Origin of the sequence: Curtobacterium sp. 179-B 9B NHS (assembly GCF_045370965.1) — a bacterium.
GTDB lineage: Bacteria > Actinomycetota > Actinomycetes > Actinomycetales > Microbacteriaceae > Curtobacterium.
On record NZ_JBIQDQ010000003.1, the window covers coordinates 99,945 to 120,851 of the forward strand.

A 20,907-nucleotide genomic window follows, 5' to 3' on the forward strand; every position below is an offset into this window, starting at 1 on the left:
ACAGCCCCCGTTCGGGTGACGATCAGTTGTCGTCCTGCGGCCCCTCGGTGTTGCTCGGGGACGGCGTGTCCGACGGTGTCGGCTCCTCCGCCTGCTCCCACGTCGCGTTCGCGGCGTCGGACGGTTCAGAGGCAGCGAGCGAGCCGCACGTGACCGTGTAGGTGAAGGACACCTCGTCGTTCACGGCGTCCGCCTGGATGGTGACGGCCGTCGAGCTGGTGTCCCCGGAGGTGGCTCCCGAGGCGTCCTTGCCGCCCGTGACCGTCCACGTGTACTTCGACACGTCGTAGCCGTCGGGGCACGTCGCGCCCGACCAACTGAAGGTGACCTGGCCGGACTCGGACACCGTCCCCGCGGTCGGGGTGTTCGGCTTGTTGGCCGTCGGCGGCGTCGTGTACTGGGTGAGCGTGACGAGGGTGCCCTCGACGACGCTGCCGGTCGGGGTGAGGTCCGCGACGGTGCCGGCCTGCTCCGCCGTCGGCGCGGGGCTGCCGTCCTGCACGGTGACCTCGAAGCCGCGGCCCTGGAGCTCGTTCCGGACCTCGTCGGCGCTGCGGCCGACGTAGTCGCTCTTGTTCAGGAACACCCGTGCCGTGGTCGGTGTCGGTGTCGGCGTCGACCTGGTCGGCGCGGCCGAGGCCGACGTCGGTGCGGGGTCCGGATCGTCGGAGCCGCCGAGCGCGAAGGCCGCGATGACCCCACCGATGACGAGCACTGCGAGGACCCCGACGAGCCACCAGATCCAGGCGCGCTTCTTGGTCGGCTCCTCGTCCTCCGGCGCTGCCGGTGACCGCGGCGTGCCGGGAGGGCCGGCGACGGCTCCGGCCTGCGTGCCGATGAGCGCGGTCGCCGCGTCGTTGCCCGGACGCTGCGGCGGGTTGAACGCGACGGTGCCCGCGCCGCCGACTGCAGGCACGGCGACGGTCGCTGCGGCGACGTCCCCGCGCCGCAGCGCCTGGGACGCGCGGGCCAGGTTCGCCGCGGTCGCCGGACGGTCCGCCGGCTTCTTGGCGATGCAGGACAGCACGAGTGCCGAGACCGGCTCGGGCACGTCACCGGGCAGCGCGGGCGGCTGCTCGTTGATGTGCGCCATCGCGATCGCGACCTGGGACTCGCCGGTGAACGGACGACGCCCGGCCAGGCACTCGTACGCGACGATGCCGAGCGAGTAGATGTCGGTCGACGGCGATGCCGGGTGGCCGCTCGCCTGCTCCGGGGACAGGTACTGGACGGTGCCCATCACCTGGCCCGTCGCGGTGAGCGGGACCTGGTCGGCGATGCGCGCGATGCCGAAGTCGGTGATCTTCACACGGCCGTCGGGCGTGATGAGCAGGTTCCCGGGCTTGATGTCACGGTGCACCAGGCCGACGGCGTGGGCGGCCTGCAGGGCGTTCGCCGTCTGGGCGACGATGTCGAGCACCTTGTCGACCGGCAGCGTGTGCTCCCGCTCGATCATGGTGGACAGGGCCTCGCCCGGGACGAGTTCCATCACCAGGTAGGCGCTGCCGTCCTCCTCGCCGTAGTCGAAGACGTTGGCGATCCCCTCGTGGTTGACGAGGGCAGCGTGGCGCGCCTCTGCGCGGAAGCGCTCGAGGAAGCCCGGGTCGCCGAGGTACTCGTCCTTGAGGATCTTGAGTGCGACGGTCCGGCCGATGACGAGGTCGGTCGCCTGCCACACCTCACCCATGCCGCCGATCGCGACCCGCGAGGAGAGCTGGTACCGCCCACCGAAGGTGAGTCCGCTGGTGGGTCTCATTTGTTCAGCACCGCCTCCATGACCTTCTTCGCGACCGGGGCCGCGACCGTGTTGCCGACACCGGACTGCCCGAGTCCGCCGCCGTTCCCGACGACGACCGCGACGGCCACCTCCGGGTTCTTCGCCGGGGCGAACCCCGTGAACCACAGCGTGTACGGATCACCCGTACCGCCTTCCGCCGTACCCGTCTTGCCGGCGACGTCGACTCCGTCGATCTTGGCATTGGTGCCGGTCCCGCCGCTCACGACGCTCTGCATCGCCTCGGTCAGGTCGGCGGCCTCGGAGCCGGACAGCGGGTCGCTGTACTGCTTCGGCGAGAACGACTCGACGGTCTTCAGGTCGCTCGTGGTGATCGAGTCGACGAGCGAGGGCTGCATGACCTTGCCGCCGTTCGCGATGCCGGCCGACACCATCGCCATCTGCAGCGGCGAGACGCGCACGCTGGCCTGCCCGAACGCGCTCAGCATGAGCTGGGCGGTCGAATCGACGTCGGGGTACTGGCTCGCGGTGGCGCGCATCGGGACCTCGATGGCGTCACCGAAGCCGTACTCGTCCGCGACGGACTTGATCGTGTCGTACCCGAGCTTCTGGCCGAGCTCGGCGAACGGGATGTTGCACGAGAACTGGATCGCCGTCCGGAGCTTGACCGTGTCGCCGCCGCCGCAGGAGCCGCCCTCGGCGTTGTTGATGTACGAGCTGGTGCCCGGCAGCTGCAGGCGCGACGGGTTCGGGAACTCGGAGTCGAGCGAGTACTTGCCGTCCTTGAGCGCGGCGGAGGCCACGACGAGCTTGAAGACCGATCCCGGCGTGTACAGGTCACCGCCGATCGCCCGGTTCTGCAGCGGGGTCGGGGCCTGCTGCAGCAGGGCGTCGTACTGCTGCTTGACCTGCGCGGTGTCGTGCGAGGTCAGGGCGTTCGGGTCGTACGCCGGCTTCGACACCATCGCCAGGATCTTGCCCGTGCTGGGCTGGATCGCAACGACCGCACCGCTGTTCTCGCCGAGTGCGTCGTACGCGGCCTGCTGCACGTCCGGGTCGATGGTGAGGTTGACGTTGTCGCCCTGGACGTCCTGCCCGGTGAGGATCGCGTTGAGGTTCTGGAAGAACGACGCGTCGGAGTTGCCGGAGAGCACGGCGTTCTCGGCGCTCTCGATGCCCGTGTTGCCCTGGCCGATCGTGAAGTAGCCGGTCACGGCGGAGTACAGCGCACCGTTCGTGTACTTGCGCTGGTACTGGTACTGGTCGTCCGAGGGGGTCGACTCGGCGATCGGGCTGCCGTCGACCAGGATCGCGCCGCGCTTGGTCGAGTAGCTGTCCAGGATCGTGCGGGAGTTCCGTGAGTCGGCACGCAGGGTGTCGGCGGCGAAGAACTGGATCGAGGTCGTCGACACGAAGAGCGCGACGAACATGAGCACGATGACGGTCGAGACGCCGCGGAGCTGTCGGTTCACCGGGTGCGCTCCTTCCTGGTCGTCGCACCGCGTCCGGAACGGCCACGGGCGGCGGGGACCGCGCCCTGCTGGACGCGCTGTTCTGCGGGGATCGAGTCGGTCAGTCGCAGCAGCATCGCCGCGATGATCCAGTTCGCGATGAGCGACGAGCCACCCGCGGCCATGAATGGTGTGGTCAGACCGGTCACCGGGATGATCCGGGTGATGCCGCCGACGACGACGAACACCTGCAGGGCGATGATGAAGCCGAAGCCGACACCGAGCAGCTTGCCGAAGTCGTCCTGCGCCATGAAGGCCACGCGGAGGCCCCGCGACGCCAGCACGATGAACAGGGCGAGGATCGCGAAGACGCCGATCAGCCCGAGTTCCTCGCCGAGCGACGCGACGATGTAGTCCGCGTTGGCGACGGGCGTGATGTACGGGCGGCCCTGACCGAGGCCGGTACCGGTGATCCCGCCGTTCGCGAAGCCGAACAGGCCCTGGACGAGCTGGTAGCTGCCCTGGGTCTGTCGGTCGAAGATCGCCTGGTCGAACGGGTCGAGCCACTGCTCGAAGCGACCCCGCACGTAGACCAGGACCGACTGCGCGACGAGGGCACCGCCGACGAACAGCCCGAGCCCGATGACGACCCAGCCGAGCCGGGCGGTCGCGACGTAGATCATCACGAGGAACAGGCCGAAGTAGAGCAGCGCCGTGCCGAGGTCGCGCTGGAACACCAGGACGGCCATGGCCGACGCCCACATCACCAGGATCGGGCCGAGGTCACGGGCGCGCGGGAAGGTCATGCCGGCGAACTTCTTGCCGACGATCGACAGCGAGTCCCGGGCGGTGACGAGGTACCCGGCGAAGAACAGCGCCATCGTGATCTTCGCGAGCTCGCCGGGCTGGAACGAGAACGGGCCGATGCGGATCCACACGCGGGCGCCCCCGACGTTCTCCCCGATGCCGGGGAGCATCGGGAGGAGCAGCAGCGCGATCGTCGCGAACATGAAGATGTAGCGGTAGCGCTGCAGGAAGCGGTGGTTGCGGACCGCGACGACGGTGATCGTCGCCAGGACCATCGCGAGCATCGTCCAGACGATCTGCTTGACGCCGATCGCGTCCCAGCCGGTCAGGCCGTTGTGCACGTCGATGCGGTAGATCTCGGCGATGCCGATGCCGTTGAGCACCAGGGCGATGGGCAGCACGAACGGGTCCGCGTGCTTCGCGACGACGCGGAGCACCACGTGCATGACGAGCGCGAGGCCGAGGATCCCGCCGCCGACCCAGAGCACACCGGTGTCGAAGATGCGGCCCTTGGTGCCGAGCTGGACGAGCACCATCGCGCCGGCGCAGATGCCGCACGCGATGACGAGCAGCACGAGCTCGAGGTTCCGGGCCCGGGCCGGCTCCCGCAGCTTGATGGTGATCGCCTGCGTGAAGGACTGCGCGGTCGCGGTGCTCATCGGCCGTCCTCCGGGCTCTCGGACGGCGAGGCGCTGCCGGACGGCGAGGCGCTGCCCGACGGTGACCCCGACCGGGTCGGGGTGGGCGACGGCGACGAGTCCGCATCGCCGCCCGTGCCGGCCTGGTCCTGGCCGGTCTCGGCGGCCTTCCGCAGCCGGTCCACGATGTCGCGCGCGTCGGAGAGCGAGGTCGCGTTGATCGTCGACCGCACGTTCTCGCGCGTGTAGTCCGGGAGCGACGTGACCGAGATGTCGGTGTCCTCGTAGACGTCCGAGAGCGCGATCGGCCCGATCGACTGCTGCACGCCCTGGTAGATGGCGACCGTGCCGCGGTCGGTGCCGACGTAGTAGTGCGCCTGGGTGATCCGCCAGCCCAGGAACACTGCCCCCACGAGGGCCGCGACGGCGACGACGAGCGCGATCGACCAGGCCACGCGACGCCGGATGCGCCGACGGCGGTCCTCGGCGATGAGCTCGGCGAAGTACTGGTCGGACTCGGGCTCGAAGTGGGAGTCCTCCGGCACGGCGCTCACCTTGAGCGGGTGGAGCAGGATCGTGGGGAGGCGGATCGGTTTGCGACCGGTCGACGCCTCGAAGGTCAGGGGTGCCGCGGCGGAACCGACCGTGGTGGCGGCGGCGTCGTCGTCCTCGGGTTCCGTGTCGGTGACGTCCATCACGACGACGGTCACGTTGTCCGGGGCACCGTGGTCGAGCGTCTCCTTGACCAGGCGCTGCGTCACCTGGTTCGCGTCCATGGTCGACGCGAGCGCGTGCCGGATCCGCTCCTCGGCCAGGTACGACGACAGACCGTCCGAGCAGAGCAGCCAGCGGTCGCCGGTCTGGATGTCCATGACGGCGGTGTCGACCTCGGGGGCGGCGTCGACGTCGCCGAGCACGCGCATGAGCACCGAGCGCCGGGGGTGGACGGCGGCTTCCTCCGGCGTGATGCGACCGCTGTCGACGAGGCGCTGCACGAAGGTGTGGTCGGAGGTGATCTGCTGCAGCTCGCCGTCGCGCAGGCGGTAGATGCGGGAGTCGCCGATGTGCGCGATGGCGATCTGCTCGCCGACCCGGATGAGTGCGGACACGGTGGTGCCCATGCCGGTGAGTTCCTGGTGCTCGAACACCGTCTCGGTGATGAGCTGGTTCGCGGCGATGAGCGCGGACTGCAGGGCGAACTCGGCATCGTGCGCGGACGGGAACTCGCGGTCGACCTCGCGGATGCGGCGGATGGCGATCGCGGACGCGACGTCGCCGCCGGCGTGGCCGCCCATGCCGTCCGCGACGGCGAAGAGGTGCGTGCCGGCGTAGCCGGAGTCCTGGTTGTTGGCGCGGATGCGCCCCACGTGGGACACAGCGGCGCTCAGCGTGCGAGCCGTCATGTCCCGGTTACCGCCGCAGCTCGAACGTCGTCGTCCCGATCGTGATCGGCGTCCGTTCCGCGATGGTCACGGGGCCGGTCACCTTCTGACCGTTGACGAACGTGCCGTTCGTGGACTCGAGGTCGGACAGGACCCAGCCCTCGCCGCGGAGGTCGAGGCGGGCGTGGTTGGTCGACGTGTAGTCGTCGCGGATGACGACGTTCGACTCGCTGGAGCGTCCGATGGTGATCGGACCGCCGCCGAGGGGCATCTCCATGCCCTCGCGGGAGCCCTCGGTGATGACGAGGCGCGTCGCGACGCCGGTCGGCGGTGCGGAGCCGGACTGCTGCTGGGTCGGGCCCGCGGGTTGGCCGATCAGCTCCGTGAACGCGCCGGGCGCTGCGGCGGCAGGAGCTGCGGCGGCGGGCACGGTCGGCGTCGTCGGTGCGGACGCTCCGGCCTTCGGGTCGGTCGGGATGGTGCGGACACGTTGGCCGAACAGGTCGCTCCGCAGGGCGAAGACGATGACGAACACGAACAGCCACAGCACCGCGAGGAAGGCGAAGCGCAGGACGAGCAGGGTCAGGCCCGTGGTCATCGCGCACCTCCGTCGTTCTCCGGGATCACCCGGAACACCATACGGGTACGACCGATCTCGATGGTGGAGTCCGGCTCGACGATGGCCTGCTGGAAGCGTTCGCCGTTCAGCTTCGACCCGTTCGTGGACCCGAGGTCGTTGGCCTGCGCGTGCTTGCCGTCCCAGATGATCTCGACGTGCTTCCGACTCGTCCCGGTGTCGGCGACGGTGATGTCCGCGTCGGTGCCGCGCCCGATCACGGTGCGGCCGCGGTGCAGCCGGTGGCGCTGCGACCCGATGTCGAGCACGGCGACCCACGCCACGTCACGCTGCACCGTCGACGAGTCGACCTGCAGGATGCCGGTGGACAGCGTGCCGTCCTGCTGCAGCGTGATCAAGACCGGTCCGGAGAAGGAGTAGTTCTGTGCCACCGCGTGCTGCTGCACCATCTGCGACAGCTCGTCGATGAGCGGGCGCCCGATGTCGTTCATCCGCGTGTGGTCCGGCGGCGCGAGGCGCACCGTGAACTCGTTCGGGACGAGGATCCGCTCGCGGGAGACCACGGCGGCCTTCGTGTCGAGCTCCCGCCGCAGCGCGCTGGAGATCTCGACGGGCTGCACGCCGGAGCGGAAGGTCTTCGCGAAGGTGCCGTTGACGGCGCGCTCCAACCCTCGCTCGAAGCTGTCCAAGAGGCCCATGTGTCTCCGTGTTCGTCGGTCAGGGACCACTGCATGGTAGTGGGTGGCGCTCGTGCCCGTCTGTGCGTGGTCACGGGCACCCTCCGTCGCGTGCTAGTGTTGCCGGGCTGGCGCGAGTGGCGGAATTGGTAGACGCGCACGGTTCAGGTCCGTGTGCTGGAAACGGCGTGGGGGTTCAAGTCCCCCCTCGCGCACCAGGTGAGGAACGGCCCCCGGAGGAATCCGGGGGCCGTTCCGCGTTCCGGCGCCGATGCTCCCCACGACCGGCCTGGAGGCTCGTCCCACCTCCGTCCGTCGGCCGCAGCCGTGCACGGATCGGGTCCGCCTCGGCACGCCGACCGGGTCGGCCCATCGACCCCGTGGTGACCGCCGGCCTGCCCGTTCTGGGGGTTGCCCCTCCGCTGCCGCTCTCCGCACACTGATCGGCGTCGTACCGGGTCGTGCCGGTGCGCCTGCTCCTGGAGGACCCATGCGGACGTCGTCCGTGACCGCTGCCGTGGTCGCACTCGGGACCGCGCTCGTCGCGGTCGTCACCACCAGCGTCGGGGTCGCCCCCGCGCACGCCGCGCCGTCGTGCCGCGGTGACCGGATCACGGTCGCCGAGCTGTCCGGTGGCTGCGTCGTCGCGTCCGGCTCGGTCGTGCTCCCCGACGGTCGCGTCTTCGCGGTGCCCGACGCCGGCACGACGGTGACCGCGCTGCCGGTGGCGACGACGACCGGTGGTGACCCCGGGGACGCCTCGGTGACGAACACCGGCGCGGCAGGCATCGCCGTGGCGGTCGACGGCCGCTGGTCCGGCGCCACTGCTGCCGTCCGGCGGGTGCTCGCACTGCGCGAGGGCCGCGTCGCCGCCGGGCACGACGCCGGTGCGGGTGCGGCCACGACCGGCACCGGATCGGCCGCCTCGAGCTGCACGGACCGGTCGTACACGCTCCTGGCGTACCGCTGGACGAGGGACGTCCGGTGGTGGTCGAACCCGACGGGAGCGAAGGCGGCGGACCGCGTGGCGATCCGTGCGGGTGCGACGGCGTGGAGCGGACGGCTCGGGACCTGCGGGCGCTCGATCACGTCGAGTGCCGCGAACACCTGGGTCAGCACGACGGCGAGGACCCCCGCGGTCTCGAGCACCGGGGGCTGCGGCGACCCCGACCGTCGGAGCGTCACCGGCTGGGGCTCCCTGCCCGCGGGCACGCTCGCGACCACGTGCGTGTGGTCGCAGGACGGCATCGCGGTCGAGGCAGACCAGCGCTACTCGACCCGGTACGCGTGGTCGTCGACGGCGACGTGCTCCGGGAACCGGTACGACCTGCGCGGCGTCGCGACGCACGAGTGGGGGCACGCGTACGGCCTCGGGCACACCGCAGCCTCGTCGGCCCTCGTCATGAAGCCCGCGGCCGCGCCGTGCGACGTCGCCCAGCGCAGCCTCGGGCTCGGGGACGCCCTGGGCATCGACGCCCGGTACTGACGATCGCCACCGGTGCCCGGCGCCGGCGCACACCGGCCACCGCCGCCGCGGGACGCGCAGGTCGCGGGACCCTGCACTCTCTAGGATCGACCGCATGACGAGCACGATGCCGGGCTTCGGCTCCGCGCGGATCACCCAGATCGGGTTGCGCGACCGCGTGTACGACCGGGTGCTCGAGGTGCTCATGGGGCACGACGTCGAGCCCGGGATGCGCCTGTCGATCGACGGTCTCGCCCGGACGCTCGGCGTCTCCCCGACCCCGGTGCGCGAGGCCCTCGTGCAGCTCGAGCGGACCGGCCTGGTCACGCGCGAGGCCAACAAGGGGTACCGCGTCGCACCGCCGCTCGCCGGCGACCAGCTCGAGGCGCTGTTCGACGCGCGGCTCATCGTCGAGAGCGGGGCGGTCGAGCTCGCGGCACGCGGGGACGTGGCCGTGCTGCGGGAGCGGCTCGCTGCGGCGCTCGCCGAGCAGGAGGCCGTGGCCGCCGAGGTCGCCCGGGTCGGCGCCCGCCGTGCGTCCGAGGAGCTGATGGCCCGGTTCTTCCGCTCCGACTGGCGTTTCCACCAGCTCGTGTTCGACGCGACGAGGAACCCCTTCCTCGAGGAGATGTCCGCGATCATCACGACGCGGGTGCACCGCATGCGGCAGATCGTCGAGGGCGGGGACGACGACACCGAGCGGGCGGTCGCCGAGCACCGTGCGGTCCTCGATGCCCTCGCCGTGGACGCGCCCACGGCCGTGGCGGCGATGCGGCACCACATCGACGCGGTGCGGGTGCGCTCCCGGGCCGACGCGTCACACTCCGCCTGACGGAACGGGGTTGCGCTCTGGCTCAGCGCGAGTATCTTTCCTATAGGAAAGAGGTTCAAGGATGAACCGTGTGATGCAAGGGAGCACTCCGTGAGCACACCGCAGGACTGGGTCGAGCAGGACTGGGACCCGGACAGCTGGACCGACCGGACGTGGCCGATCGCCGTCTGCCTGCACGGCTTCGACCGGGTCACCCGGGACGGCACCGCCTTCCACGACGCCCCCGTCGAGGTGTGGGACGACGTGTTCGCGCAGATCGCCGCAGCGGGCTTCTCGCTCGCCGAGCTGGCCGACAGCCACGTCCGCCCCGCGGACCTCGAACGGTCCCGGCGCGACGAGCTCTTCGCGGTCGCGGCGGCCCACGGCGTGGGGATCCCGTCGGTGCACCTGCAGCGTCGGAGCGTGATCCAGCCCGGGCACGAGGAGGAGAACCTCGCCTACGCCCACCGCACGATCGACGCGGCGGCCGAGTGGGGCATGCAGGTGTTCTCGACCGGACTGCACCAGCCGTTCTCGGAGGCCCAGCAGCGCGCGCTCTGGTTCTGGACGGCTCCCGGGCCGAAGGACCCCGAGGACCCCGACGTGTGGGACGCGGCCGTCCGACGCCTCCGCGAACTCGGGGAGCACGCGGCGAGCGTCGGCCTGCCGATGGCCCTCGAACTGTACGAGGACACCTACCTCGGCACCGCGGACAGCGCGGTCCGGCTCGTCGAGGAGATCGGGCTCGACACCGTCGGTCTCAACGCCGACGTGGCGAACCTCGTCCGCCTGCACCGTCCGGTCGAGGACTGGCGGGAGCTCTTCGCGAAGACGATGCCCCACACGAACTACCTGCACGTGAAGAACTACACGCGCGACGAGGCGGGCGACGGCAGCTGGGCGACGAGTGCGCCGAGCACGATGGAGACCGGGCTCATCAACTACCGCCAGGTCCTCCGGGACGCGGTCGCCGACGGCTTCCGCGGGATCGTCATGACCGAGCAGTACGGCGGGGACAGCCTCGGCGTCTGCGCCACCAACCAGCAGTACATCCGGTCGGTGCTCGCCACGACGAGCATCGGCACGAAGCACGGAGGAGCAGTCCGATGAGCACCCTCGACATCGCCGTCGTCGGGTCCGGGTACATGGGCGGCGGGATCGCCCAGGTCCTCGCCCTCGCCGGTCACACCGTCCGCATCGCCGACGTCTCGGCCGAGATCGCGCAGCAGAACCTCGAGCGGCTGATCCGGGAGACGGGCCAGTTCGTCGCCGACGGCCTGTTCCCGGAGGACGCCGTCGCGCGGGTCACCGCGCACCTCAGCGCCGCCGAGTCGATCGAGGCCGCCGTCGCGGACGCCGACTTCATCGAGGAGGCGGTCCCCGAGAAGCTCGCGATCAAGCACGAGACCCTGCTTCGGATCAGCGCCGCCGCCCGACCCGACGCCGTCATCGGCTCGAACACGTCGACGATCCTCATCGAGAGCCTCGCCGAGGCCGTCACCGGTCCGGAGCGCTTCCTCGGCGTGCACTTCTCGAACCCGGCGCCGTTCATCCCCGGTGTCGAGCTCATCCCGCACCCCACCACCGGCGAGCACGCCGTCACCGTCGGCGAAGCAGTCGTCGCGGCGACCGGCAAGCAGTCCGCACGGGTGCAGGACTCGACCGGGTTCGTGCTGAACCGCCTGCAGTACGCCCTGTTCGAGGAAGCATCGAAGATCGCGGACGAGGGCATCGCCAGCCCCGACGACATCGACACGATCGTCCGGACGACCTTCGGGTTCCGCCTGCCCTTCTTCGGCCCGTTCGCGATCGCGGACATGGCGGGACTCGACGTCTACGCGTTCTGCTTCGAGTCGCTGCAGACCCGCTGGCCCGAGCGCTTCGCCACCCCGCCGACGCTGCAGCAGCACGTCGACGCCGGCGAGCTCGGCACGAAGACCGGATCGGGCTACCTCGACGTGCCCGCCGACCGCACGCCCGAGCTCGTCGCCTACCGGAACAGGGCCTACGTCGCCATGCAGGAGCTCCTCGACGAGCTCGGCCCGGCCCCGATCCACTGAAGGAGCACGCGATGCGCAACGAGCAGCAGACCGTCGTCCTCACCGGCGCGGCGTCGCCGCGCGGCATCGGCCGTGCGACCGCCCACCACCTGGCCGAGCAGGGCTGGAACGTGGGGATCGTCGACCTCGACCAGGCGGCGAGCGAGGCCGTCGCCGCCGAGCTCCGCGAGCAGCACGGCGTGCAGGCCGTCGGCGCGGGCGCGGACGTCGCCGACGAGGCCGCCGTCCGGGCCGCGTTCGACACCATCGAGGCCGGGCTCCCGCCGATCGCGGCACTCGTGAACCTCGCGGGTGTCTCGTCGGCGCACGCCTACCTCGACCTGCCCGAGGGGGAGTGGCACCGGGTGCTGAGCATCAACCTCGACGGGGTGCACTTCGCCGGTCTCCGGGCAGCCGAGTCGATGGTGCGGAACGGGTACGGCCGCATCGTCAACCTGTCGTCGGTCTCCGCGCAGCGCGGCGGCGGGACGTTCAGCAAGACGCCGTACTCGGTCGCGAAGGCCGGCGTGATCGGCCTCACCCGCGGGATGGCCCGCGAGCTCGGGCAGCACGGCGTGACGGTGAACGCCATCGCGCCCGGCCCGATCGACACCGACATCATGGGCGGCACCCTCTCCGAGGAGCGCAAGGCCGAGATGGCTGCCGACGGTGTCCTGCCGCGCATCGGCACGCCGCGGGACGTCGCCGCCGCGGTCGCCTACCTCGTCAGCGCCGACGCCGGGTTCGTGACGGGTCAGACCCTGAACGTCGACGGCGGCCTCTACATGCACTGAACCCGACGGCACGCACCGGAGCCGACGGCTCCGACCACCAGAACGACCACTCATGATCGCGAAGGAGCGATTCGTGTCCGCAAGCAGCCCCGCCCTGGGGTCCACCCACGACCCGGCACTGAGGTCCGCGATCGCCAAGGCGACCAAGCACCTCATGCCGATGCTGGTCATCCTGTACTTCGTCGCCTTCCTCGACCGCACCAACGTCGGCTTCGCCGAGGAGGCCCTGAGCGTCGACCGGAACATCTCCGACGCGGCCTTCGCCCTCGGCGCCGGCATCTTCTTCATCGGCTACGCGATCTTCGAGATCCCGTCCAACCTGCTGCTCAAGCGCTTCGGGGCGCGCTTCTGGCTCGCCCGGATCGCCGTCACGTGGGGCATCGTCGCCGCACTGTTCTCGTTCACGACGAACGACACGATGTTCATCGTCCTGCGCTTCCTGCTCGGTGTGACCGAGGCGGGACTGTTCCCGGGCGTGATCATGTACCTGTCCGAGTGGTTCCCGAACAAGGTCCGCGTGCGGATGTTCGCGATCTTCTACCTCGCGCAGCCGTTCTCGCAGATGATCGGCGCACCGCTGTCCGGCGGGCTCATCAGCGTCGGTGACCAGGTCACCCCGTTCCACGGCTGGCAGGTCATGTTCTTCGGCGAGGGCATCCTCGCGGTGCTGGCCGGTGTCGCGGCGCTGTTCTTCCTGACGAACAGCCCGCAGCAGGCGAAGTGGCTGGAACCGGGGGAGAAGCAGTCGCTCACCGCGGCGATGGCCCGTGAGGACACCGCCCGCAACGAGGACGGCCCGAAGGGCATCTGGAAGGCGATGGCGAGCGGCCGCGTCTGGTACTTCACGATCATCTACTTCTGCCTGCAGGTCGCCGTGTACGGCACGACGTTCTACCTGCCGCAGCAGGTGTCGTCACTGCTCGGGCAGGACGTCGGCTGGCAGGTCGGCCTCGTCGCGGCGATCCCGTGGCTCGTCGGACTGGTCGCCTGCTACCTCGTCGGGTCGAAGGCCGACACCGTGGGTCGTCGCCGCCGCTGGGGGACGATGTTCTACATCACGACCGGGCTGTCCATCCTCGGGTCGGCGTGGGCGGGTGCGAACGGCCAGCCGGTCCTCGGCATCCTGTTCATCACCCTCGCCGTCGCGAGCTTCCTGGCGGTCGGCCCGATCACCTGGGCCTACCCGACGGCGTTCCTCACCGGTGCGGCGGCGGCCGCGGGCATCGGCCTGATCAACTCGCTCGGCAACCTCGGTGGCTTCGTCGCCCCGATCATGCGCACCGCGATCAACGAGGCGGTGCCGACCGACAGCGGGGCCTTCGGCATCGTGTCGCTCGGTGTCCTGGCGTTCGTCGCCGCCGTGATGATCTCCTGCACCAGGTTCTTCCGGGGCGCGAAGGCCGACGAGCTGCTCGACACCTCGCACGTGGCCACCACCTCGACGAAGGGGACGACGCGATGACCCGGTTGTACAACGACCCGGCAGCCTTCGCCGACGAGGCCACCGACGGCTTCGTCGCGGCGAACGAGCGGTGGGTCCGCAGGGTGCACGGCGGTGTCGCCCGCGCGACCACCAGTCCGGACGGCACGGTCGCCGTCGTGATCGGCGGTGGTTCGGGGCACTACCCGGCGTTCGGCGGTCTCGTCGGGCACGGGCTCGCCGCCGGCGCGGCGATGGGGAACCTGTTCGCCAGCCCGTCCGCGCAGCAGGTCGCCGCGGTCTGCCGTGCCACCGAGCACGGTGGCGGCGTGCTGCTCAGCTACGGCAACTACGCCGGCGACGTGCTGAACTTCGACGCCGCGGCCCGCACGCTCGAGGACGAGGGCATCCCCGTCCGCACGGTCCGGGTGACCGACGACGTCGTGTCCGCACCGGCCGGTGCCGAGGCCGACCGGCGCGGGATCGCGGGCGACCTCTGCGTGTTCAAGGTCGCCGGGGCCGCGGCCGAGCAGGGGCGCCCGCTCGACGACGTCACCGCCGTGGCGGCCCGCGCGAACGACCGGACCCGGAGCTTCGGCGTCGCGTTCTCGGGCTGCTCGCTGCCCGGTGCCGAGGAGCCCCTGTTCGAGGTGCCCGAGGGACGGATGGCGATCGGCATGGGCATCCACGGTGAACGCGGCATCGACGAGACCGACGTGCCGAGCGCCGACGGTCTGGCGGCGCTGCTCGTCGAACGGCTGCTCGACGAGGTGCCCGCGGGCGTCACGGTCGAGGGCGCCCGGGTGGTCCCGGTGCTCAACGGGCTCGGCAGCGTGAAGTACGAGGAGCTCTTCGTCGTCTACGGCTCGGTGCAGCGACGGCTCCGGGACGCCGGTGTCGCGATCGTGGAGCCGGAGGTGGGCGAGCTGGTCACGAGCTTCGACATGGCCGGGGTCTCGCTGACGCTGTTCTGGCTCGACGACGAGCTCGAGGAGCTGTGGTCGGCACCCGCGGACACGCCCGCCTTCCGCAAGGGCGGGGCGGTCCCGCAGGAGCGGGTCGCCGAGGACGTGGTCGCCGCCGACGAGGAGGGCATCGTCATCGGTCCGGCGAGCGACGACTCGCGTGCCGCGGCCGGTCGGATCGCAGCGGGCATCAGCGCCGTGCGCGCGGTGCTCGACGACCACGCGGACGAACTGGGCCGCATCGACCAGGTCGCTGGGGACGGCGACCACGGCATCGGGATGCAGCGCGGCTCGCACGCGGCGGACACCGCCGCCGCGGACGCGCTCGCCCGGGGTGCGGGGGCGGGGACGCTCCTGCGGGTGGCGGGTGACGCCTGGTCCGACCGGGCAGGCGGGACGTCCGGTGCGATCTGGGGTGCCGCCCTGGAGGCGCTGGGTCGCGTCGTCGGGGACGACGCGCGTCCGACGTCGGCGACGGTCGCGGACGCGGTGCGGGCCGCCACCGAGGCGGTGCTGGCCTTCGGGGCCGTGCCCGGCGACAAGACGATGGTGGACGCCCTCGTCCCCTTCGACGAGGAACTGCGGCGCCGGCTCGAGGCCGGCGATGCCCTGGGCACCGCGTGGCGGACGGCGGTGGACGCCGCCCGCCGGGCAGCGGACGCGAGCGCGGACCTGCTGCCGCGGAAGGGCCGCGCGCGGACGCACGCGGAACAGGCCGTCGGGACCCCCGACCCGGGCGCGGTGTCCTTCGCGCTCGTCGTCGAGACCCTGGCGGCGACGATCGACGAGGAAGGAACGGGAGCATGACGCTACGACTGGTGGTGGGCTCGGACGACGCGGGCTTCGACTACAAGGAGGTCATCAAGCGGGACCTCGAGGCCGACGACCGCGTGGCCAGCGTGGTCGACGTGGGCGTCGACGCGGACGGCCACACGGCGTACCCGCACGTCGCCGTCGACGCCGCCCGGATGATCGCCGACGGCGAGGCCGACCGGGCGATCCTGGTCTGCGGCACCGGGCTCGGCGTCGCGATCAGCGCGAACAAGGTGCCCGGCATCCGGGCCGTCACGGCGCACGACTCGTTCAGCGTCGAGCGGTCGGTGCTGTCGAACGACGCCCAGGTGCTCTGCATGGGCCAGCGGGTCGTCGGCATCGAGGTCGCCCGGCGCATGGCGAAGGAGTGGCTCGGGTACACGTTCGACCCGTCGAGCGCGAGCGCGGAGAAGGTCGCCGCGATCTGCGAGTACGACGGCTCCGCGCCGGTCGGCACCGACGCCCCTGGGGACGGGACGGACCCGGGCGCATGACGATCGTCGGGGTGTCACTGAAGATGTACTTCTCGCACGCGCAGACGCTCTCGTGGGTGAGCGCGGTGGCGGACATCGCCCGGCGGCACCCCGCGGTCGCCGCCGGCGCGGTGGAGCTCTTCGTCGCGCCGACCTTCCCCGCGCTCGTCCCGGTGCGCGAGCTGCTCGCCGGGTCGGGCATCCGGCTCGCCGCGCAGGACCTGTCGGCGTCGGACGAGGGCGCGTCCACCGGCGAGGTGTCCGGCGCCGAGCTCCGCGAGATCGGCGTCGACCTCGTCGAGATCGGGCACGCCGAGCGGCGCTCCCGGTTCCACGAGACGGACGAGGTCGTCGCGCGCAAGGTGCACGCGGCCTTCCGGCACCACCTCGAACCGCTGGTGTGCGTCGGCGAAGCTGTCCGCGCCTCCCGTGCGGAGGCCGTGGCGGAGGTCACCGGGCAGCTCGACCGGGCGCTGGCGGTGGCCGCGGAGGCCGGGACGACCGGACGGGTCACCGTGGCGTACGAGCCCGTGTGGGCGATCGGCGCCGCCGAGCCGGCGCCGCACGAGCACGTCGTCGGGGTCCTCGAGGGGATCGAGCAGTCCCTGGCGGCCCGGCCGGCGTTCGCGGGGTCGCGGGTGGTCTACGGCGGCAGCGCCGGACCGGGGCTGCTCACCCGGGGACGCGGACGGATCGGCGGAGTGTTCCTCGGGCGCTTCGCGCACGAACCCGCGGCGGTCGGTGCGGTGCTCGACGAGGCGGCGGCCCTGGCCTCCTGACCGGGTCGCCGGTCACCCCTCCCGGGCGCCCGCCAGGCCGTGGTCGTGCGCGTAGACCACGAGCTGCACCCGGTCGCGGAGCTCGAGCTTGCCGAGGATGCTCGAGATCTGCGACTTGACGGTCGACTCGGTGACGAACTCCTTCGCCGCGATCTCGGCGTTCGAGAGCCCTCGGGACGCCCACCCGAAGACGATGCGCTCCCGGTCCGTCAGGGTCTGGAACGCCTCGGGCTGGGGAGCAGGGGCTCGGTCGACGTCGGCGCCGAACAGCTGCGACAGGTCGTTCGGGGCGATCACCGAGCTGCCCTCGTGCACGGCCCGCACCGCGGCGAACAGGAACGGCGGTGTCGTGTCCTTGAGCAGGAACCCGCTCGCACCGAGCCGGATCGCGGTGGCGGCAGCGGGGTCGAGGCCGAACGTCGTGAGCACCACCACGCGGGGGAGCGGCCCCGGGACGGCGCCGGAGAACAGCTGGCGCACCGTCTCGACGCCGTCCATCCCGGCCATGCGCATGTCGAGCAGGACGACGTCGGGCCGCAGCTCCCGGACGCGGTCGAGGGCCTCGGCGCCGTCCGAGGCCTCGCCCACCACCTGCATGTCGGGCTGCGCGTCGAGCACCACGCGCAGGCCCGCCCGGAAGAGCGCCTGGTCGTCGGTGAGCAGGATGCGGATCGGGTCGGTCATCGGGTCGTCCCCCCTCGGACGTCGAACGGGATGCGGGCGCGCGCGACGAACACGGCGTCCAGCACGGCGGCGTCGAACGACCCGCCGATCGTGGTCAGTCGGGTCTGCATGCCGGTCAGGCCCCGGCCGGAGCCACGGGTCGACGTGACCGTCGGCTGCTCGGCGGTCGCGGTCGGCTGTCCTGCGGTCGCGGTCGCGGTCGCGCGGACGGGGACGCCGCCGGTGGCCGCCGCGGCGAGTTCCTCGAGCCCGAGCCCGGGCCCGACCGGCAGCGCGTCCGACGGGACGGCGTTCTCCACCTCGAGCACGAGGTCGGCGGACCGCCAGGTCTCCCGGACCTCGACGGCACCGCCCGGTGCCCCGTGCCGGAGGGCGTTCGTGAGCATCTCCTGCAGGACCCGGCGGGCAGCCGTGCCGTGCACCGCGCCGAGCGGTCGGGCGACACCGCGCACGGCGTGCTCGACGTCCACCCCGGCGTCGCGGATGCCGCGGACGATCTCCTCGAAGGACGTCGGGTCGCTCGCGGTGTCCGACCCGTCGATGTGCCCGAGGACCTGTCGCACCTCGACCAGGGAGCTCCGGGCGGTGCTGGCGATGGTGGCGCTGACCTCGCGGATCCGCGCCTCGTCGTCGAGGAAGGGCACCGAGTCCGCCTGCGCGATGATGACCGCGAGCGAGTGGCCGACGACGTCGTGCACGTCGCGGGCGATGTCCGCACGGATGCGTTCCGCCTCGGCCTCGTCGACCGCGCGCGTGGCCACGGCCTCGGCACGGTTGGCCACGGCCTCCGCCCGGCTGGCGGCAGCCTCGGCGTCGGCGCGCCGGACGGCCTCGGCGTTCTGCGACCGGATCGCCCGACCGGCGAGACCAGCCGCCCAGAAGGAGAGCAGGACGAGTGCCGGGGCGGCCAGGACGAGGACGACCTGGTCACGCGGCCCGTTCAGCAGCAGTGCGTAGCGGTAACCGGTCGTGGAGAGGTACATCGACGCCGAAGCCCCGGCGACCACGGCGAGCAGACCGGCCAGCACGGCCTCGAACCGCGTCCCGACGACGGCGACGGTGCCGATGACGACGGCGATGGCGAGGTCGACCAACGACGGTCGCTCGCCGCCGGCCACCTGCACCGCGCCCAGGGCGACGGTCGCGGTCATCGCCGCGCTCGGCGAGAGGCGGCGGACGGCGATGGCGACGGTGGCGATCGCGACCGCGAGGGGGCTGGCGTGCTCGAGCTCGACGTCGATCGGGGCGGCGGACACCAGCGCGGCGAGGCCCGCCCAGAGGAGGTCGACGACGACCGACCGGGTCCGCATCGGCCGGAGGAACGTGCGCCGGTCCGTCACGGCTCGATCATCGCACGACGCGGGCTCACGGCACGGGGGACATCGCGACGAGGGCCACCGCGGTGACGACGATGATCGCCGCGCAGGTGGCGAGGGTGGCGATCACGTGCTTGGTCGAGCTCTCCATGCCACCGAGCCTGTCGGTCGACCAGGTCGTCGGGCATCGTGCGGAGGGACGAACGGGGTCGTCCTGCAGGACGAACCCGTCAGATCGTCAGTTGTCCCAGCACGCGGTGCCCGATCGACACCGACTCCCCGCTGACGACCGAGCGCGGGGACGACAGGAACGCGACGAGGTCGGCGATCTGCTGCGGGCTGGACTCGCCACCGGCCCCGGGCTGCACCGTCCTGGCGGGATCGTCCGTCACCGCACCGGGGTTCACCACGTTCACGGTGACCCCCGTGCCGACGGACTGGTCGGCCAGGTTCCCCGCGATGATGCTCGTCGCCGCGTTCCGGAGCGAGGTCGTGACGTTGCCGGACAGGTAGGCGTTCTGCCCGCTCACCACCACCACGCGGCCGAAGCCCGCATCGCGCTGCACGGGCAGCACGGCGTTCGCGACCCGGAGGAAGCCCAGTGCCTTGCCGTCGATCGCCGCGGCGACCTGATCGGGGTCCGACGCACGCTCCGGGTCGAGGGTCCCGGCCGCCGGCGCGGCGGTGACGACGAGGACGTCGATGCGTCCGTGCTGGTCGAGGACGCGGGCGACCCCGGCGTCCACCGACTCCTGCGACGCGGTGTCCATCGCCACGGCGTCGTCCCCGTCGGCGTTCCGCGACGCGACGACGACCCGGGCGCCCTCGCGACGCAGGGTCTCGGCGACGACGGAGCCGATGTACCCCCGTCCGCCGACGACGAGGGCGACACGGCCGGTGAGTTCGAGGTCCATGCGCCACACGCTAGGCCGATCACCCGCGCTCGGACCGGGGGCAGCGGGACGTCGTCCGCGCGATCCGGCCAACGGACCCGCGCGATCCGTCCACCCCGAACGCCCGCCCAGTCATCCGAGCGGAGCGTCGGCCACGACGACGGACCCCGCCACGCCGCCGTGCACCACGACGACGTGACGACCATCGAGACAGGAGAACGAGTTGTACTTCCACAAGCAGGAGCTCCAGTTCAAGGCCACCCCCGACAAGCCCGACGCGGTGTACGCGCGCAAGCTGCAGGAGGTGCTCGGGGGTCAGTACGGCGAGATCTCCGTCGCCCTGCAGTACCAGTTCCAGGCGTGGAACATGCACATCCCGGGCAAGTACCGCGACATGGTGTTCGGCATCGGGGCCGAGGAGATGGGCCACGTCGAGATGCTCGCGACGATGATCGCGCAGCTGCTCGAGAAGAGCCCGCTCGGGATCACCGAGGACGCGCTGCAGGACGACCCGACCGTGGCCGCGATCGTCGGCGGCACCGACGTGCAGCACGCCATCGTCGCGGGTGCAGGCGCCCGTCCGGTCGACAGCAACGGCAACCCCTGGCAGGGCTCCTACATCACCGCGTCGGGCAACCTGCTCGCGGACTTCACGGCCAACGAGAACGCCGAGATGCAGGGCCGTGTCCAGGCAGCCCGGCTCTACCACATGACCGACGACCACGGCGTGCGGGACCTGCTGTCGTTCCTCATCGCCCGCGACACCATGCACCAGAACATGTGGGCGACCGCCGCAGCCGAGCTCCGCGAGCAGGGCGTCGAGGGCTTCCCGGTGCCGAGCAACTTCCCGCAGTCGAAGGAGCACACCGAGTTCAGCTACCAGTACCTCAACTTCTCGGACGGCAAGGAGGCCGGCGACGGCCCCTGGGCGAGCGGCCCGTCGTTCGACGGCAAGGGCGAGTACTCGTACCACGACGGCCCCACGTCGTCGGTGCCGATGCCGCCGCCCACGCACCCGGACGTGCGGTTCTACGGCACGACGGAGCTGCCGAACGTCGTCGAGAAGACCGCCGGGCTCGTGCAGGACAAGCTCAACAAGGAGTGACGGTCCGCCGGTCGCGCGGCCTCAGCACCCGACGCGACCGGGAGACGGACGGGAGGCGCGGTGCCAGCCGGTACCGCGCCTCC

General features: G+C 71.7%; 19 protein-coding genes and 1 tRNA gene. 11 read left to right on the forward strand and 9 right to left on the reverse strand.

What is annotated here, in order from left to right:
• Positions 1-22: 22 nt before the first annotated feature.
• The 6 genes from ACH0A8_RS04090 to ACH0A8_RS04115 are packed head-to-tail and all read right to left on the reverse strand — an operon-like array spanning position 23 to position 7,288.
• The gene (locus tag ACH0A8_RS04090) at positions 23-1,756 is read right to left on the reverse strand and encodes a protein kinase domain-containing protein (RefSeq protein WP_406906595.1); all 1,734 of its coding nucleotides are present in this window, start codon (positions 1,754-1,756) and stop codon (positions 23-25) included.
• Positions 1,753-3,207, reverse strand: a complete 1,455-nt coding sequence (locus ACH0A8_RS04095; protein WP_406906597.1) for a peptidoglycan D,D-transpeptidase FtsI family protein — start codon at positions 3,205-3,207, stop codon at positions 1,753-1,755. Before ACH0A8_RS04095 ends, ACH0A8_RS04090 begins: the two co-directional genes overlap by 4 nt.
• Complete coding sequence (locus tag ACH0A8_RS04100; RefSeq protein ID WP_251154392.1) at positions 3,204-4,652, reverse strand: FtsW/RodA/SpoVE family cell cycle protein; 1,449 nt, start codon at positions 4,650-4,652, stop codon at positions 3,204-3,206. Before ACH0A8_RS04100 ends, ACH0A8_RS04095 begins: the two co-directional genes overlap by 4 nt.
• The gene (locus ACH0A8_RS04105) at positions 4,649-6,034 is read right to left on the reverse strand and encodes a Stp1/IreP family PP2C-type Ser/Thr phosphatase (RefSeq protein ID WP_406906600.1); all 1,386 of its coding nucleotides are present in this window, start codon (positions 6,032-6,034) and stop codon (positions 4,649-4,651) included. The genes ACH0A8_RS04100 and ACH0A8_RS04105 overlap by 4 nt, the downstream gene beginning before the upstream one ends.
• A gap of 7 nt (positions 6,035-6,041) precedes the next feature.
• Positions 6,042-6,611 carry an FHA domain-containing protein gene (locus ACH0A8_RS04110; RefSeq protein WP_251154391.1) on the reverse strand — a complete coding sequence of 190 codons (570 nt, stop codon included), beginning with the start codon at positions 6,609-6,611 and terminating at the stop codon, positions 6,042-6,044.
• Positions 6,608-7,288 carry an FhaA domain-containing protein gene (locus tag ACH0A8_RS04115; RefSeq protein ID WP_406906602.1) on the reverse strand — a complete coding sequence of 227 codons (681 nt, stop codon included), beginning with the start codon at positions 7,286-7,288 and terminating at the stop codon, positions 6,608-6,610. Before ACH0A8_RS04115 ends, ACH0A8_RS04110 begins: the two co-directional genes overlap by 4 nt.
• 110 nt (positions 7,289-7,398) lie before the next feature.
• Between ACH0A8_RS04115 and ACH0A8_RS04120 the strand changes: the two genes are divergently transcribed.
• The 10 genes from ACH0A8_RS04120 to ACH0A8_RS04165 all read left to right on the forward strand — a co-directional run bounded on the left by ACH0A8_RS04120 (position 7,399) and on the right by ACH0A8_RS04165 (position 16,826).
• Positions 7,399-7,485, forward strand: a tRNA-Leu gene (locus ACH0A8_RS04120).
• Between the two features lie 272 nt (positions 7,486-7,757).
• Positions 7,758-8,753 (forward strand): matrixin family metalloprotease, encoded by a 996-nt coding sequence (locus ACH0A8_RS04125; RefSeq protein ID WP_251160823.1) that lies wholly within the window; start codon positions 7,758-7,760, stop codon positions 8,751-8,753.
• Between the two features lie 94 nt (positions 8,754-8,847).
• The gene (locus ACH0A8_RS04130) at positions 8,848-9,564 is read left to right on the forward strand and encodes a GntR family transcriptional regulator (protein WP_209684753.1); all 717 of its coding nucleotides are present in this window, start codon (positions 8,848-8,850) and stop codon (positions 9,562-9,564) included.
• A gap of 90 nt (positions 9,565-9,654) precedes the next feature.
• The gene (locus ACH0A8_RS04135) at positions 9,655-10,653 is read left to right on the forward strand and encodes a sugar phosphate isomerase/epimerase (RefSeq protein WP_251154389.1); all 999 of its coding nucleotides are present in this window, start codon (positions 9,655-9,657) and stop codon (positions 10,651-10,653) included.
• Positions 10,650-11,603 carry a 3-hydroxyacyl-CoA dehydrogenase family protein gene (locus ACH0A8_RS04140; RefSeq protein ID WP_406906605.1) on the forward strand — a complete coding sequence of 318 codons (954 nt, stop codon included), beginning with the start codon at positions 10,650-10,652 and terminating at the stop codon, positions 11,601-11,603. The genes ACH0A8_RS04135 and ACH0A8_RS04140 overlap by 4 nt, the downstream gene beginning before the upstream one ends.
• An 11-nt stretch (positions 11,604-11,614) precedes the next feature.
• A complete protein-coding gene (locus ACH0A8_RS04145) occupies positions 11,615-12,376 on the forward strand; it encodes an SDR family NAD(P)-dependent oxidoreductase (RefSeq protein ID WP_209684746.1) in 762 nt (253 codons plus the stop codon).
• Positions 12,377-12,449: 73 nt separating this feature from the next.
• Positions 12,450-13,838, forward strand: coding sequence for an MFS transporter (locus ACH0A8_RS04150; RefSeq protein WP_271825906.1), 1,389 nt, complete (start codon positions 12,450-12,452; stop codon positions 13,836-13,838).
• Entirely contained in the window at positions 13,835-15,568 is a 1,734-nt protein-coding gene (locus ACH0A8_RS04155) for a dihydroxyacetone kinase family protein (RefSeq protein WP_251160825.1), read from the forward strand. Before ACH0A8_RS04150 ends, ACH0A8_RS04155 begins: the two co-directional genes overlap by 4 nt.
• A complete protein-coding gene (locus ACH0A8_RS04160) occupies positions 15,565-16,068 on the forward strand; it encodes a ribose-5-phosphate isomerase (protein ID WP_271825908.1) in 504 nt (167 codons plus the stop codon). Before ACH0A8_RS04155 ends, ACH0A8_RS04160 begins: the two co-directional genes overlap by 4 nt.
• A complete protein-coding gene (locus tag ACH0A8_RS04165) occupies positions 16,065-16,826 on the forward strand; it encodes a triose-phosphate isomerase family protein (RefSeq protein WP_406906608.1) in 762 nt (253 codons plus the stop codon). The genes ACH0A8_RS04160 and ACH0A8_RS04165 overlap by 4 nt, the downstream gene beginning before the upstream one ends.
• Before the next feature lie 12 nt (positions 16,827-16,838).
• On the opposite strand, the gene ACH0A8_RS04170 is transcribed toward ACH0A8_RS04165, so the two are convergent.
• The 3 genes from ACH0A8_RS04170 to ACH0A8_RS04180 form a co-directional block, all read right to left on the reverse strand.
• Positions 16,839-17,510: a response regulator transcription factor gene (locus ACH0A8_RS04170; RefSeq protein WP_066651190.1), complete on the reverse strand. Its 672-nt coding sequence runs from the start codon at positions 17,508-17,510 to the stop codon at positions 16,839-16,841.
• The gene (locus tag ACH0A8_RS04175) at positions 17,507-18,850 is read right to left on the reverse strand and encodes a sensor histidine kinase (protein ID WP_251161086.1); all 1,344 of its coding nucleotides are present in this window, start codon (positions 18,848-18,850) and stop codon (positions 17,507-17,509) included. The genes ACH0A8_RS04170 and ACH0A8_RS04175 overlap by 4 nt, the downstream gene beginning before the upstream one ends.
• Positions 18,851-19,056: 206 nt before the next feature.
• On the reverse strand, positions 19,057-19,740 hold the full coding sequence (locus ACH0A8_RS04180; RefSeq protein ID WP_406906611.1) for an SDR family oxidoreductase: 684 nt from the start codon (positions 19,738-19,740) through the stop codon (positions 19,057-19,059).
• Positions 19,741-19,942: 202 nt separating this feature from the next.
• Between ACH0A8_RS04180 and ACH0A8_RS04185 the strand changes: the two genes are divergently transcribed.
• Entirely contained in the window at positions 19,943-20,824 is an 882-nt protein-coding gene (locus tag ACH0A8_RS04185; RefSeq protein ID WP_209684732.1) for a manganese catalase family protein, read from the forward strand.
• The last annotated feature ends 83 nt before the right edge of the window (positions 20,825-20,907 follow it).

Excerpts from the sequence above, each read along its gene's own strand:
- ACH0A8_RS04140 (WP_406906605.1), top strand. The coding sequence starts at position 10,650 with ATGAGCACCCTCGACATCGCCGTCGTCGGGTCCGGGTACATGGGCGGC.
- ACH0A8_RS04090 (WP_406906595.1), bottom strand. The coding sequence starts at position 1,756 with ATGAGACCCACCAGCGGACTCACCTTCGGTGGGCGGTACCAGCTCTCC.
- ACH0A8_RS04105 (WP_406906600.1), bottom strand. The coding sequence starts at position 6,034 with ATGACGGCTCGCACGCTGAGCGCCGCTGTGTCCCACGTGGGGCGCATC.
- ACH0A8_RS04125 (WP_251160823.1), top strand. The coding sequence starts at position 7,758 with ATGCGGACGTCGTCCGTGACCGCTGCCGTGGTCGCACTCGGGACCGCG.
- ACH0A8_RS04145 (WP_209684746.1), top strand. The coding sequence starts at position 11,615 with ATGCGCAACGAGCAGCAGACCGTCGTCCTCACCGGCGCGGCGTCGCCG.
- ACH0A8_RS04130 (WP_209684753.1), top strand. The coding sequence starts at position 8,848 with ATGACGAGCACGATGCCGGGCTTCGGCTCCGCGCGGATCACCCAGATC.
- ACH0A8_RS04110 (WP_251154391.1), bottom strand. The coding sequence starts at position 6,611 with ATGACCACGGGCCTGACCCTGCTCGTCCTGCGCTTCGCCTTCCTCGCG.
- ACH0A8_RS04170 (WP_066651190.1), bottom strand. The coding sequence starts at position 17,510 with ATGACCGACCCGATCCGCATCCTGCTCACCGACGACCAGGCGCTCTTC.
- ACH0A8_RS04100 (WP_251154392.1), bottom strand. The coding sequence starts at position 4,652 with ATGAGCACCGCGACCGCGCAGTCCTTCACGCAGGCGATCACCATCAAG.
- ACH0A8_RS04115 (WP_406906602.1), bottom strand. The coding sequence starts at position 7,288 with ATGGGCCTCTTGGACAGCTTCGAGCGAGGGTTGGAGCGCGCCGTCAAC.
- ACH0A8_RS04180 (WP_406906611.1), bottom strand. The coding sequence starts at position 19,740 with ATGGACCTCGAACTCACCGGCCGTGTCGCCCTCGTCGTCGGCGGACGG.
- ACH0A8_RS04160 (WP_271825908.1), top strand. The coding sequence starts at position 15,565 with ATGACGCTACGACTGGTGGTGGGCTCGGACGACGCGGGCTTCGACTAC.
- ACH0A8_RS04165 (WP_406906608.1), top strand. The coding sequence starts at position 16,065 with ATGACGATCGTCGGGGTGTCACTGAAGATGTACTTCTCGCACGCGCAG.
- ACH0A8_RS04155 (WP_251160825.1), top strand. The coding sequence starts at position 13,835 with ATGACCCGGTTGTACAACGACCCGGCAGCCTTCGCCGACGAGGCCACC.